Origin of the sequence: Lachnoanaerobaculum sp. OBRC5-5 (assembly GCF_000296385.1) — a bacterium.
Lineage (GTDB): Bacteria > Bacillota > Clostridia > Lachnospirales > Lachnospiraceae > Lachnoanaerobaculum.
Window position 1 is genome coordinate 1,119,947 of the sequence record NZ_JH815185.1, and the last position, 16,323, is coordinate 1,136,269.

General features: G+C 30.7%; 15 protein-coding genes. All 15 read right to left on the reverse strand.

The window, feature by feature from the left end:
• Positions 1–56: 56 nt before the first annotated feature.
• The gene (locus tag HMPREF1135_RS05190; RefSeq protein WP_007592770.1) at positions 57–1,295 is read right to left on the reverse strand and encodes a nucleotide sugar dehydrogenase; all 1,239 of its coding nucleotides are present in this window, start codon (positions 1,293–1,295) and stop codon (positions 57–59) included.
• 31 nt (positions 1,296–1,326) lie between these two features.
• Positions 1,327–2,469 carry a UDP-N-acetylglucosamine 2-epimerase gene (gene neuC, locus HMPREF1135_RS05195; protein ID WP_007592771.1) on the reverse strand — a complete coding sequence of 381 codons (1,143 nt, stop codon included), beginning with the start codon at positions 2,467–2,469 and terminating at the stop codon, positions 1,327–1,329.
• Positions 2,470–2,480: 11 nt separating this feature from the next.
• A complete protein-coding gene (locus HMPREF1135_RS05200) occupies positions 2,481–3,161 on the reverse strand; it encodes an acylneuraminate cytidylyltransferase family protein (protein ID WP_007592774.1) in 681 nt (226 codons plus the stop codon).
• Positions 3,154–4,185, reverse strand: a complete 1,032-nt coding sequence (gene neuB / locus HMPREF1135_RS05205; RefSeq protein ID WP_007592776.1) for an N-acetylneuraminate synthase — start codon at positions 4,183–4,185, stop codon at positions 3,154–3,156. The genes HMPREF1135_RS05200 and neuB overlap by 8 nt, the downstream gene beginning before the upstream one ends.
• Positions 4,186–4,187: 2 nt before the next feature.
• Positions 4,188–4,808, reverse strand: a complete 621-nt coding sequence (locus tag HMPREF1135_RS05210; RefSeq protein WP_007592778.1) for a NeuD/PglB/VioB family sugar acetyltransferase — start codon at positions 4,806–4,808, stop codon at positions 4,188–4,190.
• A gap of 171 nt (positions 4,809–4,979) precedes the next feature.
• Positions 4,980–6,128: a Coenzyme F420 hydrogenase/dehydrogenase, beta subunit C-terminal domain gene (locus tag HMPREF1135_RS05215; protein WP_007592780.1), complete on the reverse strand. Its 1,149-nt coding sequence runs from the start codon at positions 6,126–6,128 to the stop codon at positions 4,980–4,982.
• Between the two features lies 1 nt (position 6,129).
• The gene (locus HMPREF1135_RS05220; protein WP_007592781.1) at positions 6,130–6,930 is read right to left on the reverse strand and encodes a DUF2334 domain-containing protein; all 801 of its coding nucleotides are present in this window, start codon (positions 6,928–6,930) and stop codon (positions 6,130–6,132) included.
• Between the two features lie 3 nt (positions 6,931–6,933).
• Positions 6,934–8,073, reverse strand: a complete 1,140-nt coding sequence (locus tag HMPREF1135_RS05225) for a polysaccharide pyruvyl transferase family protein (RefSeq protein WP_007592782.1) — start codon at positions 8,071–8,073, stop codon at positions 6,934–6,936.
• Between the two features lie 7 nt (positions 8,074–8,080).
• A complete protein-coding gene (locus HMPREF1135_RS05230) occupies positions 8,081–9,532 on the reverse strand; it encodes a lipopolysaccharide biosynthesis protein (RefSeq protein ID WP_007592783.1) in 1,452 nt (483 codons plus the stop codon).
• Complete coding sequence (locus HMPREF1135_RS05235) at positions 9,498–10,721, reverse strand: hypothetical protein (RefSeq protein WP_007592784.1); 1,224 nt, start codon at positions 10,719–10,721, stop codon at positions 9,498–9,500. Before HMPREF1135_RS05235 ends, HMPREF1135_RS05230 begins: the two co-directional genes overlap by 35 nt.
• A gap of 26 nt (positions 10,722–10,747) precedes the next feature.
• Positions 10,748–12,058: a glycosyltransferase family 4 protein gene (locus HMPREF1135_RS05240; RefSeq protein ID WP_007592785.1), complete on the reverse strand. Its 1,311-nt coding sequence runs from the start codon at positions 12,056–12,058 to the stop codon at positions 10,748–10,750.
• A gap of 233 nt (positions 12,059–12,291) precedes the next feature.
• Positions 12,292–13,464: a hypothetical protein gene (locus HMPREF1135_RS05245; protein ID WP_007592786.1), complete on the reverse strand. Its 1,173-nt coding sequence runs from the start codon at positions 13,462–13,464 to the stop codon at positions 12,292–12,294.
• A gap of 2 nt (positions 13,465–13,466) precedes the next feature.
• Positions 13,467–14,231 (reverse strand): glycosyltransferase family 2 protein, encoded by a 765-nt coding sequence (locus tag HMPREF1135_RS05250; RefSeq protein ID WP_007592792.1) that lies wholly within the window; start codon positions 14,229–14,231, stop codon positions 13,467–13,469.
• On the reverse strand, positions 14,231–14,977 hold the full coding sequence (locus HMPREF1135_RS05255) for a sugar transferase (protein WP_007592794.1): 747 nt from the start codon (positions 14,975–14,977) through the stop codon (positions 14,231–14,233). The genes HMPREF1135_RS05250 and HMPREF1135_RS05255 overlap by 1 nt, the downstream gene beginning before the upstream one ends.
• A 23-nt stretch (positions 14,978–15,000) precedes the next feature.
• The gene (locus HMPREF1135_RS05260) at positions 15,001–16,284 is read right to left on the reverse strand and encodes a DegT/DnrJ/EryC1/StrS family aminotransferase (RefSeq protein WP_007592796.1); all 1,284 of its coding nucleotides are present in this window, start codon (positions 16,282–16,284) and stop codon (positions 15,001–15,003) included.
• Positions 16,285–16,323 lie beyond the last annotated feature (39 nt).

Consider the following 16,323-nt stretch of genomic DNA (forward strand, 5'->3'; position numbering starts at 1 on the left):
AAGGACATCGTACCGTTTTTGAGTATGATGTCCTTTTTTATTCAGTATTTTAAATACTAATCTCTTCCAAATAAATCCCTTGTATATACCTTTTCTTTCACATCTTCCAAGCAATCATCATATCTGTTTGCAATTATTGCATCGCTGTTTTCTTTAAAAATATCAATATTATTTATAACTCTACTTCCAAAGAATGTAGAATTATCATCAAGAGTAGGCTCATATATTACAACCTTAGCGCCCTTTGCCTTAATTCTCTTTATAACACCCTGAATAGAAGATTGTCTGAAATTATCAGAATTTGACTTCATTGTAAGTCTGTATACACCTATAACAACCTCTTTTTCCATTGTAGGATCGTAGGCACTTCCTTCTCCATAGTTATAATATCCTGCCTTTTGCAAAACCTTGTCGGCAATAAAATCTTTCCTTGTCTTGTTTGATTCCACAATAGCTGAAATCATATTTTGCGGAACGTCTTCATAATTTGCTAAAAGCTGCTTGGTGTCCTTTGGCAGACAATAACCACCATATCCAAAAGACGGATTATTATAATGCTCTCCGACTCTAGGATCCAGACAAACACCTCTTATAATTTCCTTGGTATTAAGTCCTTTCATCTCCGCATAAGTATCAAGCTCATTAAAATAAGAAACTCTAAGTGCAAGATATGTATTTGCAAAAAGCTTCACAGCCTCCGCCTCTGCAACACCCATAATCAATATTTCTATATCATCTTTTATCGCACCTTCTTTTAAAAGATTTGCAAACTTATCCGCCGCTTTCATAAGCCTTGCATTCATAGTATCTGTACCTACAATAATTCTTGAAGGATAAAGATTGTCATACAGCGCCTTTGACTCTCTCAAAAACTCCGGCGAGAAAATAATATTGTCACAGTGGAATTTACTTCTGATACTTTCCGTATAACCTACAGGAATCGTCGATTTTATAATTATAATAGCGTCAGGGTTATACTTTATAACCTCTGTGACCACTGCCTCTATTGCAGATGTGTCAAAAAAATTCTTTTGTGTATCGTAGTTTGTCGGCGCCGCCACCACAACAAAATCAGCATCACTGTAAGCAAGCTTCGTGTCCAAAGTAGCAAACAAATTAAGCTCTTTTTCTTTGAAATACTTCTCAATATACTCATCCTGAATAGGACTGATTCTTTTGTTTATCTTATCAACCTTCTCCGGAATAATATCCACTGCCACCACTTCATTATTCTGCGCCAGCAAAGTGGCAATTGATAAGCCTACATATCCTGTTCCTGCTATTGCTATTTTCATGTGCCCCTCCTATTTATATTTCTTAACACAGTTATATTAGATCATAAAATTCTTTTAAAACAGAAACTCCTTGTTCTAAAATATCTTTTGTCTTTTTATAATACTTTTCCGCTGTATTCTCCACATAATATGGATTATTTATCTCTTCTGTTCTACTAGCAATCAATTTCATTGCATTTCCAATAATTCTTCTATCACAAGAAACATCAATAACACTATTACCATGTACTCGCCCCTTTTGCCTATCACCAATATTAATTGTATACCTACCTAGAGATGGAGTTTCAATTATTCCTGAAGACGAATTCCCTATTAATGCAATAGAATTTTTTACTAAATATAAAAAAGAATCTACATTTAAATTTTCAATGTAATAGGCATTTTTATGCTCATCCACATATTTAATCCATGAAGAACGTATAATATCAGAGTTTGTATCTGCATTGGTTCCCATAAATATGACTTCCGTATCATCTGTATTTTCATACAATGCACCCAATATTTCATTTACTTGCTCTTTTGTATTCACGTCAGTTAGAGTTTCAGGATGGAAAGCTACGACCCAATATTTTTTACAAACAAATTCTTTTACCTTTTTAATCACTTTACTTTCGTCTATCTTACAGCAATTTTCGGCACCTAATGCTCCAAGATAAAATACCCTTTTAGGGTTTTCACCTAATTGTATTACACGTTTTCTATATACTTCTGTACTGGTAAAATGATATTGACTCATTTTGGTAATAGAATGACGTATAAATTCATCATAATTACCATATGTCACTTCACCACCGTGCAAGTGTAGAATAGGAATTCTTTGCATAGACGCTGCAATAGCAACTGCCATCATTTCATATCGGTCTCCAAGTATAATTAATAAGTCAAATTTATTATTTTCAAAATACTTTCCAAACAAATCCAACGCATTTGCCATACAATGTATTATATTTACATTATTATCACTCAAAATATTTAATGGAACTTCTAAGCTGATTCTAAACTTGTCCTGTTTTATTATATCTATGGAATGGCCAAACTTATCTTCTAAATGTGATCCCGTAACCAATACCGAAAATTCAATATCCTTGTCATCATCTAATAATTTCAAAAAGTTTTTAACAATTCCATAATCTGCTCTTGATCCTGTCACATAACCTACTTTATACTTTCCCATACTTGCTACCTTTAATATTTTAGAACTGCTTCAGCAATCTTAAAATCTAATTCTGAATCAATATCTATACTACGTTCTACCGGCATTCTATATGCATAGCAATCTTCTCTATAAAGATTTGTGTCTTTCAAAAATTCTGTTACATCAGCCATATATATAGCTCCATTTATCCTATAAAATGTTTTTAATTCTTGTCTTTGGATATTATTGTCAATATGTAAGAATCTGTATAATGAATCATTTTCCGGCAAAGTGTTACTCCACAACGGAGAATGTTCCATTTCACAAACAGATACAACAGCTATTGCTTTTCTATCACTAAATAATTTGTATGCTTTTTGTATATCTTCATACTTTCGTAGCGGAGATGTTGGTTGTAAAAGAGTGAATGTATCAAATTCTATCCCAATATTCTGATATCTTCTCAATGCTTCTTTCACAACATCCCATGAAGATGCTTTATCTGTAGAATTTTCTTTCGAACGATAAAACGGAACCTCCGCTCCATACTGCATTGCGATCTCTCCATATCTTACAGAATCTGTAGAAACAAAAATATGCGAATAAATTCCTGACTTTTTTGCAGCTTCTATACTATAAGCAATTAACGGTTTTCCATCTAACAATTTAATATTTTTATCTTTTAAACCCTTTGAACCGCTTCTTGCAGGTATTATTGCTAAATTATTCATCTTCTCTTTTCACTCCATCACAAGATATAAATTCATCTATTTCAAAATCTTTTTTTGCTTCTTTTCCTAAAACTTCATACCAATATATTGGAGAGATACCATTTCCCGGTCTTTTACATGTAATATTCTCTTCAGAAAATATTTCACCACTAGCTATTTTTCTTTTTGCAACAATAGATTTTCTTGCAACAAAAATATTTTGTCTTTCAGATTCAGTTACTTCTTTTACCTCATTTCCAAGCATGATTTCAGCTTTATTCACACATAAACACAATTCCTTTAATTCTTTTGGAGTAATTGATGCTTTATGATCAGGTCCCGGCATGCCTTTATCTAAAGTAAAATGTTTTTCTATAAATTTAGCACCTAATCCAATCGCTACAAGAGAAGCAACAATTCCTTCTGAGTGGTCTGAAAGACCGATATCCCAATCCGGAGCTAACTCTTGAAGTTTTTTCATAGCACGCAAGTTCATATCTTGTGGTTCTGTTGGGTATTGTGTATTACAATGCAATAATGTAAACTTTGTATTTTTACTTTTTTTCAAAATATCTATTGCATATCTAACTTCATCTACTGTAGACATTCCTGTTGATAATATCACTTGTTTATTTTGACATTCAATTGCTGCTACCTTCTGTAAATAAGGAAGATTTGTAATCTCTCCTGATGGTATCTTCCAAATATTTTGTCCATGCTTTTGTAAAAAATAAAAAGATTCAAAATCAAATGGTGTCGAAAAAATCTTAATATCTAAATCGAGTGCATACTTAACCAATTCCAAATATTCCTTTTCTTTAAGTGCCAATTTTTTTAACATATCTAGTTGAGAACCGTTACCATCATTTTTTCTCTGATATTCTGCCTTAGGTGCATACTCTGAAACAAGATTTTCAGGCACAAAACTTTGAAATTTAACTGTATCTACTCCGGCTTCTTTTGCTTCTTTTATCATTTTTTTTGCCAATTCAACACTTCCATTGTGATTACATCCTATCTCCGCAACAATTTGAATACCTCTCATTTCTAATCTCTCCTTTTTATAACTCTAGCAGGCACACCTACAACAGTTACTTTATCCGGTACATCTTTTATAATCACGCTACCTGACCCTATAACTACATTAGAACCAATCTTCAATTGTCCGTTACATACAGATGAACTTCCAATAAAAACATTATTCTCTACAACTACATTCCCATTTATAACAGAGTTTGTTGATAAATGATTATGATCTCCCACTTTACATTCATGTTCAATTAATGCTTTTGTATTTATAACATTATCATTTCCTATTTCTGCATCAGCATTTATAACTGCCATTTTCCCCACAAAATTCCCTATTCCCATTCTCACTCCAGATGATATAATTGCTGAGGAATCAATAATATTGATTATACTAAGTCCTCTTTCTATAATCTTTTCGAACCACAACTTACGACATACTACATCTCCAATAGAAACAAAGTAGCTATATTTTTTATAATCAGGAATCTCTTCTATTTCCGTTCCGAATATGGGTAATCCCATATGCATGCCTTTTTTATTACTGTCTATGAATCCACATAATACATATTTTGACTTGTTAATTGAATCTGCAACCGATTTTGCATGACCACCGGCCCCTATTAAAATCAATTTTTCCACAAACCTCACCTCAAATCTATTTTTTGGATATTCTTTTCAAATTTAAATTCTATATACACCTATTATTAAGCTTACTATCCTTCTCTCTACATATTTCCATACTCTATACTACTAATTATACTTTGCAATCAAAATATTTATTTGCTATTTTCATCATATACCAACCATATTTTAATTAAGTAATTTATTTTTCAATCTTAATATCTTTCCTTTTATACGAATAAAAATGGTAGGTTTTGCATACTTTTCTGTCCAGTAATGTATATTAGAGTCTAATTTTTCTAATTTTTTATTAAAACTCTTTTGAAGAGCATTTCTTGATTCCGGTAAGATAATTCTTGGGTTACTATGTATTACTTCTTGACTATCTATATTTCTTACTGAAAAAGAATCCTTTATTTCATTAAAAATATATCTTCCCTTTTCAGTCAAAACTAACACAGCTGAAGCCCCAAGCTTATCCATAAATTGTGGAAATATTTTTTCCATTCCCCACGCATCTCCTACAAGTAAATCACTCATAATGTTATTCCCTTTATATGTACAGCTCAAACATCTATCTCTTTCAAACAGACCATCTGTAAAACACTTCAAAAAGTACCCATCATTTTTCCTAAAAGTAATATGCTCAGTACCATTCTTAAACCTAAACTTCAACCCATAATTTAAGTAACCTTTTGTTTTATCTCTCATAAATACTTCAACAATAGAACTTTCATTTATTTTCTCTTCTTCATCTAAGTACTTTTTCCATATATTACGTTCTATAGTTCCGTGACATACAACCGCCAATGTAATCAATTTATCACTTTTAATGCATTTTTTTACTGCAGCAACCTGACAGGGTACGCCTGAAAATAGTACAATTTTGTCACTCGCTATAATCTGTTTTATTTTCGAAATGCATTCATTTAGGTCACTTTTAACATATTTTGATCCCATCATATCTTCACAGACTTTACTATCATTTGTAACAATATGTTTTGGCATAAGTTTTTCATCATATATACAAGCGCAAACATATCCATTCATTTTCAGAACCTTTTGTGCCAGCTGGGGAAAAAAACCTCCTGATGAGCTGGCTTCTCTGATTTCATTGTTTTTATTTTTCACTATATAAGCACCAATACAATCCATCTTTTTTGTATCTTTAGGTTTATTCAACTCAATACAAACTCTTTCACATTTATTACAGTTAATACACTTTTGTAAATCAATTCTCGGATGTAAGTTTTTATCAAATGATATTGCTTTGGTAGGACAACTCTCTGCACATGCCGAACAAGAGTAGCATTTTTCCTTAAAATTAAAATCTATCATATTATTTAAAACACTCACTTAAAGGAACTATCTTTGCACCATCTTTAATTACATAATTATATATTTGTTCAATTAACTTTTTTGATTTATCATTAGTATTTAATTGCCAATAATGAGTATATATGACAAATGGTGATTTCTTTTTTTTACATATATGATATTCATAAATCAGCCGTTCATAGTCGTCTAGTGTATATGCATTTAACTCCTTATGCTTTCCATAATTCATTATACATGGATATTGTATTTTTTTTATTATCCTAAATCCCCATCTTACTATAAAATTATATATATATCTTAAATTTAATTTTCTGTCTCCAACACCTATAATTCCAGAATAATCCATCTGAAGTTCTTCCAATACCGACATAGCCTTTCTATCAATGCTGTTATTCGGTGCAACAAACACCGATATACTTATGTTAAGCAGTTTTTCTAGATGTTTTTTCCCTTTAGCTATTTCTTTTTTTAGTTGGTTACCGCTTTTCCATTTCATTTCTGCAATCCATTTTTTTTTCAATAATTTATATTCATGTGAATATCCATGTAATAATATATCAATTTTACCCTGCTTATAATTTTCCTTTAAATATTCTAATAATTCCATATTTTTAGCTATATCATAATAATCCATAGCAATTTTCTTTCCGTATGGATATACATCACCTCTATGAACCGGAACGGTATAAGGTACAACTGATAGCGATACACAATCTTCGTCACTCAAAAAATCATATGCTTTTTGTAAATCTGCAGGTTTTGTAAAATATGACGTATCATCATCTCGAATAGCAACTTTCATCTCTTATCCTTTCGTAATCTCAAACAGCATATTTTCTAAATACTTCATAGATTCTTTTCTTTGTTCGTCTAAAATTGAATTCACCTTATCGTAATCTATATTCATATTTTCTATATCCAAATTATCCATATTGTGAATTATCCTATTCGATAAACCAAAGATATTCAATGCACTATATAATCTGGAATTTTCAGACGATTCCTCAGAATCAATGTTTTTACAAAAAGCATAAAAATTTCTCTGAAAATTTATCGAAAACATAATTCCATGAAATGAATCTGTACAAACCAAAGATGCCCCTTTTATTAATGACAAAAATTCTTCCGGACCACCCCATACTTTTTCATAATCATCATTTCCCATTTCTAAATACACCGCTGGAATACTTATTATCTTCCACTTTGTTAGTTCTTGAATCTTTTTTATGGCTTTTCTATGCTCTAGCTTTTCTCCTAACATATAAATTAAAATATATGGTTCCTTAGGTATTTCATATTTACAATACTTTTCCCAATCCTTAGCATTTAATAATAATGTTGGATCCAATACACATTTAACTTCTTTTTGTATGATATCACTTAATAATCGTGCACCATCCAGTTCTCTACATGATAAAAAGGAAAAATCATATAACTTTTTTCTATACTCTTCCTTCTTCTTCTCAGGCAACGATTTTACTGCTAAACTCGGAGCATAACTTCCTTTTTTTAATCCATTTTTAACAAATGGCAAAAAAAATGCTTCCGGTGAGTTAGCAACAAATGGATTCCACGTCTGATCACTCCCCACTACATATCCATCATATAATGGTGGATTCTCAATTAATTGCTCCGTAGTTGTATATCTCTTTTTTCCTACATGCAAAAATAATTTATAGAATCGTTCAAACAAATCATTTTTTTCTTCTATTTTTTTCTTTGACTTAGCCAAGATTAGATATTTTTTTCTTTCTTTAATATATATCGGAATTCTCTTTATTCTCAATTTAATCATTTCATATTTTGATAAAGAATTATCTTGTTTAAAGTCAATTAACTCTGCTAGATATCCTAGCTGTTTTACTTTTTCTACTAAAGCAAGTGCCTGCAACATCGTACCGTAATTATAATAATGATGGTATGTAATTATTCCTATTGTTTTCATTTTTCTCCTAACGGTGTAAATAATTTTCAAACATTATTTCTATTTTTTTCATTATATTGACTATAATTTTCTTATTAGCAATAATCAAAACAACAATAATGATTAATTGAATTAATACCAAATCTATAGTAAATCCACCTAAACAGACTATGAATTGTACAACTAATAGTATATACATTATTACATGTCTTAAGAAATTCACTTGTATATGTATATACCTTTTGCTTCTTTGTAATCTAACCAGCCAAATAACAATATTAGAAACAAGAGTTGCAACTGCAGCACCCATTATTCCAATATACGATACTAATATAAAATTTAATATTGTATTTACTACTGCACCTATCATAGTTGAATACGAAAATATTTTAGTATCTTTCACCGCAGTGAAAATACTTCCCAAAAAACCTGCCAAGCCACCAAAAACAAAAGAAATCATTAATGGAGGAACATATCTCCATGCTAAAAAAAAACTTTTTGCATATAATATATAAGCAAGTGGAATAGTCAATATAATCAATGTTGAGCAGCACAAAACCAAGAAACCATTATATGCTTCATACATATCAGCAATAAAATGATCTCTATCTTCCGGATCAAAATCTTTTATTGCCGATAGCTGCCATGCCTGTGTAAATATATCACTACATGCAGTCAACATAGTTGGAATTTTGTATGATACTGTATAAATCCCATTATAAGTCGCCCCCAAAATCCATGTAACAATATATCTATCTGATGAGCTATTAATCCACCAACCGATCTTATTAAAAATTAAAGGAAATCCAAATTTTTGCAATTCAAAGACTGTAATTTTGTTTACTTTATTAAGCTTAATATGTCTATGTACTCTCAGTCGTACTGAGCCCCAGATAACAGCTAAGAACGTCCCCAAATAACTAGCTATTAAATATCCATTTAAGCCACTCTTCAATACAACCAACAAAAACACATTTAATACACATGATGCTATCGTGGTAATTAAACTCATTTCAACCATGTACTGTACCTTGTCAATACTTCTTGCATAATTAGTTAATACATTGTACAGTCCGTTAGATAGCACCATCAAATAAAATGCAACTAAATACGATGTATCAATTTTAATAAAGGGAACTGCCCTAATTACTATTACACAAACAGCACATAATACCATACCTCTCAGACAAACAAATACACCACTTGATATAACTTCATCAGGTTCATATTCTTTATCAAAACAAAATCTTAATATTGCACTTTCAACACAAAGTATAATAATTGGTAATGCTAAATTTGCAGAAGTACTTACTATATCCCCTATTCCATAATCTGTCGTTGACAAGTAATTAGTATATAATGGTACCATAAGGAAAGCTATTATCTTGGGTCCAAAGCTGCTTATACCAAACAAAATAAAATTTTTTGATAAATATCTATATTTATTATTCATACAAATTGCATGTTGCCCCTTTTCCAAACATTACTCTAACAAATGACGTTCTTTCTACTGAACATAACATCACTGCAAATTGTGTTACAAAAAGACTATTCCAAAATACAGATTGACCAAATATTGAAATTATACAGGTTAAAACATAACACTTACTGTATAAATCAGATTCTTTCCATATATTCAAAAAAAGCTTCAAGTATAAAAAGAGTCCAAATATACCATAAACTAACATACAATTTCCAATGGCATTAACAAAACCTAAATATGGAAGATTAATACTTAATTTATATTTGCTTAAAGTTACTTCTCCAGAACGCATATAATTTTCTACATTCATGTATGGTATTCCCAAAAATTTATAGATAATAGGCGTAGCCCAGAATAATTGAAATCCCAATACAAGCCTAACTGAATTAGATGTATTAGTAACTGAAATATTTATCAACTTATTTAAAGCAATTGAAAAAATATTTAAATTCAAAAAAGCAACTATACCTATTATTAATCCACCTACTATCATCAGAGTGTTAAAATATTTTTTTTCATTTCTGAAATTTATAAAGACATAAAATATCCATATTACTCCAGTCATTAATATACCTGTAGAAGATGTTGATAACAAAATACTTATCGAAATAAATATCATCCATATATGCTTTTTCCTTTTCATACACATACATAAAAATGGCAATATCCATGTACTATATACTGCCGGTTCTAAAAAGAAAGAATGTGGTCTATCATAACTTAATAAGTAATTTTCACTATTTGACTGTAAAAAGGGAAATATATTAATTGTTGACACCGATTGTCCCAATATATACACTTGAAAGGATTGGTAAAAAATTCCGGCCATTACAATAATACCTATTAATTTCCAAACTCTAAATAAATTTTCTTCGTTATTATTTTTATATATACATGATAATATTAATAAATATGATGTTCTTTCGATCCAAAGTCCTGAATTAAACCCTGTTATAAACATTCTGAAAAAATCATGTATAATCATGAATATAAAGAATACAAATAGCGGCTTATATAAATAAAACTCTCTATACCTAATAAAATAAATACTTACGACTGTAATTACACAAAGTAATCCCAGATTTATACCTGCAATTTTATATTGATTTATCAAGCAAAAAAGTGGAATAAAAAATTCAACCAAGCTTATTTTCTTTTTATGTTTATTATGTATTCCTTCATTCATTTCTTTCCCTCATATCATTAATATTTCTAACTCTTTGGCTGCATCATAATATCCTTGTACCAGTTTACATATTTTTGTGACATAATATCAATTGAAAACAGCTTACTTACTTCAGTAATCTCTTCACTATTCCAATTTTTATTTAATGCAAGCTTTAATGTATTGGTAGATACTTCAATACTTCTATCCTCTATTCGCAGCATTGCCTCAGGACAATATAGGTCTTGTGTTGCATCCAAGTCAGAAAAAGTAACACATGGAACTCCATGCATATACCCTTCAACAATAGGCAATCCAAATCCATCATTGAGGCTTAAAAATAGGTTTATGTCACACAATTCCCAAAAATTAGACATTTGGTCATTAAAACCACCTAAAATGACATTTCTTTGTAAACCATATTTTAAAATTTTATTTCTAACTTCTCCATTATCTAATTCTCTTCCCCAAAGTACTAATAAAATATTATCAAATTTTTTTACTATTTCTATTGCTTGTGTTTGATTCTTATTTTTACTTATATTTCCTACAAAAAAAAGTATTTTTTTACCCTTCTCTTTGGTACTTTTCAAATAATCATATATATCACACAATTTCGGATATAAGTCTTTTTGTTTTAAACACTTACTGTAATATTCCTGAAACATTTCTTCCGTTAAATTAGCGGCTTCTTTAATATTATTAAATCTATTTACTCTACATGCTCTTACTCCGTTCAAAATAACTGTGATATTGTTTGCTTTTTTCAATAAATAATTTTTCTCTATTCTAACTCTCATACCACTACTAATAACACTGGTTGGTATATTATTTTTTTCTGCTTTTATTAAAAACTCACGTTCTATTCTTTTTTCGTATGCAGGTGCAGACACAGACTCATTTAAGCCAATTAATCCATGTAAAGTAACAGCATACCTCACTTTCATTTCCTCACAAATTCTAATATAGCTCAATGTAATTGTTCCTATACCGTGAATATGAACTATGTCTGGTTTTTCCAATTGAATTTGGTGCCTTAGGTATCCGCCATCTACTTCATAAAAAACATGTCTGGCTCTATCTTTTAAAGTAACTCCTTTTGAAAAAAGAGTACTTAAGCCTCTTATCCAATCTTTTAATTTTGCATTAGAAAAAAATTCTCTCCAGGTATGAGAGAGTATCTTAAAGTTTTTTTCTTTTTTCCCTCTTGTAATAACTCTTGTCAATAAAACAACATCTTCTAATTCACCCACTGATTTTGCTATATTTCGAACCATTATACCAAAGCCAGTTTTATTTTTAGTAAATTCAATTAAGTTTTCATCATATATATACGGAGCAATAATCATTACTTTCATCTATATCTACACCTAAAATTATCTATTTTTTATTTTAAATCATTATAATACTGTTGATCTCTCATTTTAAATGCCTTAGCCGGATGACCTCCCGCTATTGAACATTGTGATATATCAGACACAACAACACTTCATGAATGAAAATCATTTCAAATAGTAACATTCCAATTGCTGTAATCCAGCCACATAGTATTTAGCTTCTTGCGTATATTAGTATAAGTATACGTTATTTTTTAGCAATTATTCCTATGATATTTTTTCTCCATTAATTCTGATAAAAGAGTATGTTCCTTATACAGACATATATACCCCAGTTCTTTCAATCTGTAAAAATTTTTAGGATTACTTATATTATCTATTATTATTGGAATCGAATTACATAGTGCTTGGTTCAATACTGTTGAATAAAGAGAAATTGCAGCTCCTGACTGAAACAAAGATTGCTCGATCGACAGATAATTTGTATCTTCTACATAAACAAAGTCAAATATCTTTTTCACAAGATCAATGTTAGAATATCTTGGATGTGGGCGTATTGAAATTTGCTTTCCATCTTCATATAGTTTTTTCAATATTTTTGATATTTTTCTTAATACTTCTTCAGATTCTGCACCCAAATAATAGGTATAATCATATTTTTGTGTTCTAATCCACTCCCCATCAAACTTCAAAGAAGCCGGAATTTCGACTATAAATTGACTTCTATCTGCTCTCATAGTTAATAATAGTTTTTTGTAATACTCATCCCAAATATAGCATTCATCAAATTTAAAGAAAGCATCTCTCATATAATACATTTTCTCTCCATGCATAACATCTATATGTTTAATATTTCTTTGTTTACAATAAGCCGTTAAAACTGAAGAAGTAAATGAATATTCTGCACAAACTGCTATCGCTTCAGGAGAATACTTTTCAATAGCAAAGCTATATCGTCCAATCTTTATCAGGCATTTTAAAATGAATTGCCACGATAATGGATATCTACATATTATATTTCTTATAAACTTCTTATCTTTTTTATTTAATAAACTTCCCTCTATTGGATTACTTTCAATTATATGGTATCTATTTTTTAAAGATTTTGGCAAAATATTTTCCGGCTTACCATCTCTAAAGAAAACCAATTTTCTATGATAAACCTGATTTACTTGAGTATTTTTCCCATATATAAACCAATATAAAACCGCCACTGGAAGTGAAACTAGATTTAATAAAAAAGTAATTGATTTTCCATTAAACTCCATCTGACACTTATACTGAAAATAAGATCTTTCAATCTCATCTCTGGGATTTCCTAATTTATCAATGTATTTTTTTTGTTTACTTACGTCATATGAGAATAATGAGTCTTGTCTTCTTTCTAGGAGTACTGCAATTTTTCGCAATATATCATTAATACCCATAATTAACTTACCTTCTTAACATATCTTATCTTCTTCCAACTCCCAAACAACAAATTTTGTAGAGTCAGAAGTAATGATACAATACAATTTTTATTATCTGCATCCCTAAACAATTTATAATGCCATTTTATCATTTTTAAATATCCATGATTCGATATTGAGCCTGAACGTTTTCTATATTGTGCAAGTACTTTATCATAATGATAACAGTTTGCTTTTTTTATTATTTTCAACCACATAGCATAATCGTTATTCTTTTTAATATCTGCAATCTGTATTTTACCAATCTTTTCTGCATCATACATCACTGTTAGGCACCCCGGCCAACAATAATGATACATTCCACTTTCTGTGATTTTCTTTGGACCTATTACTGTCACTCCATTTAGTACATCATTTTCGTCAATTTCCTCATAACTTGTATATGAAAAAGAATATCTTTTCTTTTTCATGAATTTTATTTGTTCTTCAAGCTTAGTAGGATACCATAAATCATCACTGTCTAAAAACGCAATCCATTTACCCTTTGCATTTTTTAACGCTTTATTTCTTGATAGAGCTGCACCTGAATTTTTTTTATTTTGTAAATAAATAATACGTTCATCATCATACCTCAATACAACTTCATCTGTATTATCTGTTGAACAATCATCAACTATCAGCAGCTCCCAATTTTTATATGTTTGAGCTAGTACAGATTCTATTGTTTTACCTATAAAACTTGCAGTATTGTACGAAGGCATTATTATCGAAACTAACTCTTTCATCACTTTAATCCTTTTAATAGTGCTAATGCTTTCATCTGTTTTCTTTCGTATTCTTCTGTACTTATATACCTATTTTCAAGAAGGTAATCTCCATAATCTAAAGCTGTTGCTCTACCTTTTTCTGTGATTCCTTCCTTTCTAATAAATGCTTTTTCAACAGTTTTCATAATGATTTTCAAGTCATTCCAGAAAGAAATATGTTTTATATATTTTAGATCATACTTTAATTTTCTATCCCATGAAATCGAGTTTCTTCCACTTACTTGTGCAAGTCCGGACAAACCTGGTTTTGCAGTGTGACGCATTCTTTGTTCTTGGGACATGAAAACCATATCTCTAACCAACTGTGGACGAGGTCCTATCAATGTCATTGATCCGTTTAATATACAAAATGCTTCCGGCAATTCGTCTAATGAAGTATTTCTAAGCCATGCACCGAATTTTGTCAAACGTATCTCATCGGACAGTAGGTTCCCATGTGCATCTTTCTTATCTGTCATTGTACGAAACTTATAGATTTTAAAAATCCTCTCTTTTCCCGTTTTAGGATTAATCAGACCCGGTCTATATTGAGTAAACAATACCGGACTTCCCAACTTAATTCTAACCAATAATGCAATTATTATATACAACCAGCTAAATACAATAATCGCTAATCCTGAGCACAAAATATCAATCGCTCTTTTAATGTATCTTTCATAAAATCCTATTTTGCGATACAGTTTATGATTATGTTTTCTTTTCATAAATCTCTCCTGCGATAACTTTATTATTCAAAACATGATTTAATTATTTCAATAATTCTATCCTGCTGAAACAATGTCATTTTATTATCACTAGGTAAACATAATCCTCTTGAAAAAATATCCATTCCAACGTCAACTGACTCACCTATAATATAAGCATTTGTCCTGGCACGTCCGTTGCCATCTCTAACAATAAAGGAATTTAAACGATAAATAGGTTGCGAATGCATCGGCTTCCAAATTGGACGCCCCTCCGCATTAATGTATGCCAAAGCTTCCAAAACTTCTGTAGGGCAAGTTTTGCCAAATTCCTTAACATAACAAACATCCTGCTCACCTCGAACCTGCTTACACATTGCCTCTTGGTCAATAAGCATACATGACAGCCAATAATTTGGTTCTGTTTTTTCCCAATCTATAGGATTCATGGAAACCGGTAATCCTTTTAAACCTTCTTTATATCTCTCATAAATAGTTTTTTTCTGTGCTATATGCTCATTTAAGAAAGGCAATTGCCCTCTCACCACGCCGGCAATCACATTACTCATACGATAGTTGTATCCGAGTTCTTCATGCTGATACCATGATGCATTTTCTCTGGACTGAGTTGACCATTTTCGGACTTTATTTGCAGCTTCTTCATCATCTGTAAGTAGGCAACCTCCGCTACTTCCGGTAATTATTTTATTTCCGTTAAATGATATGATATTGTAATCGCCAAATGTTCCTGTCTCTTTTCTTCTATAGCTTGCACCCATTGATTCTGCCGCATCTTCTATCAAAATAGCATTGTACTTTTTTATAACGGAAATAAGTTCTTCCATCTTACCCGGTGTTCCATACAGATGTGCCATCACAACTATCTTTACATCAGGGTATATTTCAAATGCTTTCTCAAGTGCTTTCGGATCCATATTCCATGTATCGTATTCAGTATCTATAAATACAGGCTCCCCACCTTCATATACAACCGGGTTTACAGTAGCGGCAAATGTCATATCTGAGCAAAAAACTTTCCTACCCTGTAAAGCCCCTACTCCGGGTTTTGGCATACCATATGCCTTTAGCCCTGCCAGCTTCATTGCCATATGAAGAGCTGCTGTACCTGATGATAATGCTACTGAATGTTTAACCCCTATATATTCGGAAACCTGCTTTTCAACTTCATCAATATTTTTTCCTACTGTCGACATCCAGTTTGTATTATAGGCTTCTGACATATATTCAAGTTCTTTTCCATGCATGGTAGGACTACTTAGCCACACTCTCTTATCAAATTTTTCATATATTTTATCTGTACTAAACATCTTCCCTCTCTTTTTTATCATATATACTTATGATAACCA

Excerpts from the sequence above, each read along its gene's own strand:
- HMPREF1135_RS05190 (WP_007592770.1), bottom strand. The coding sequence starts at position 1,295 with ATGAAAATAGCAATAGCAGGAACAGGATATGTAGGCTTATCAATTGCC.
- neuC (WP_007592771.1), bottom strand. The coding sequence starts at position 2,469 with ATGGGAAAGTATAAAGTAGGTTATGTGACAGGATCAAGAGCAGATTAT.
- HMPREF1135_RS05200 (WP_007592774.1), bottom strand. The coding sequence starts at position 3,161 with ATGAATAATTTAGCAATAATACCTGCAAGAAGCGGTTCAAAGGGTTTA.
- neuB (WP_007592776.1), bottom strand. The coding sequence starts at position 4,185 with ATGAGAGGTATTCAAATTGTTGCGGAGATAGGATGTAATCACAATGGA.
- HMPREF1135_RS05215 (WP_007592780.1), bottom strand. The coding sequence starts at position 6,128 with ATGATAGATTTTAATTTTAAGGAAAAATGCTACTCTTGTTCGGCATGT.
- HMPREF1135_RS05220 (WP_007592781.1), bottom strand. The coding sequence starts at position 6,930 with ATGAAAGTTGCTATTCGAGATGATGATACGTCATATTTTACAAAACCT.
- HMPREF1135_RS05225 (WP_007592782.1), bottom strand. The coding sequence starts at position 8,073 with ATGAAAACAATAGGAATAATTACATACCATCATTATTATAATTACGGT.
- HMPREF1135_RS05235 (WP_007592784.1), bottom strand. The coding sequence starts at position 10,721 with ATGAATGAAGGAATACATAATAAACATAAAAAGAAAATAAGCTTGGTT.
- HMPREF1135_RS05240 (WP_007592785.1), bottom strand. The coding sequence starts at position 12,058 with ATGAAAGTAATGATTATTGCTCCGTATATATATGATGAAAACTTAATT.
- HMPREF1135_RS05245 (WP_007592786.1), bottom strand. The coding sequence starts at position 13,464 with ATGGGTATTAATGATATATTGCGAAAAATTGCAGTACTCCTAGAAAGA.
- HMPREF1135_RS05250 (WP_007592792.1), bottom strand. The coding sequence starts at position 14,231 with ATGAAAGAGTTAGTTTCGATAATAATGCCTTCGTACAATACTGCAAGT.
- HMPREF1135_RS05255 (WP_007592794.1), bottom strand. The coding sequence starts at position 14,977 with ATGAAAAGAAAACATAATCATAAACTGTATCGCAAAATAGGATTTTAT.
- HMPREF1135_RS05260 (WP_007592796.1), bottom strand. The coding sequence starts at position 16,284 with ATGTTTAGTACAGATAAAATATATGAAAAATTTGATAAGAGAGTGTGG.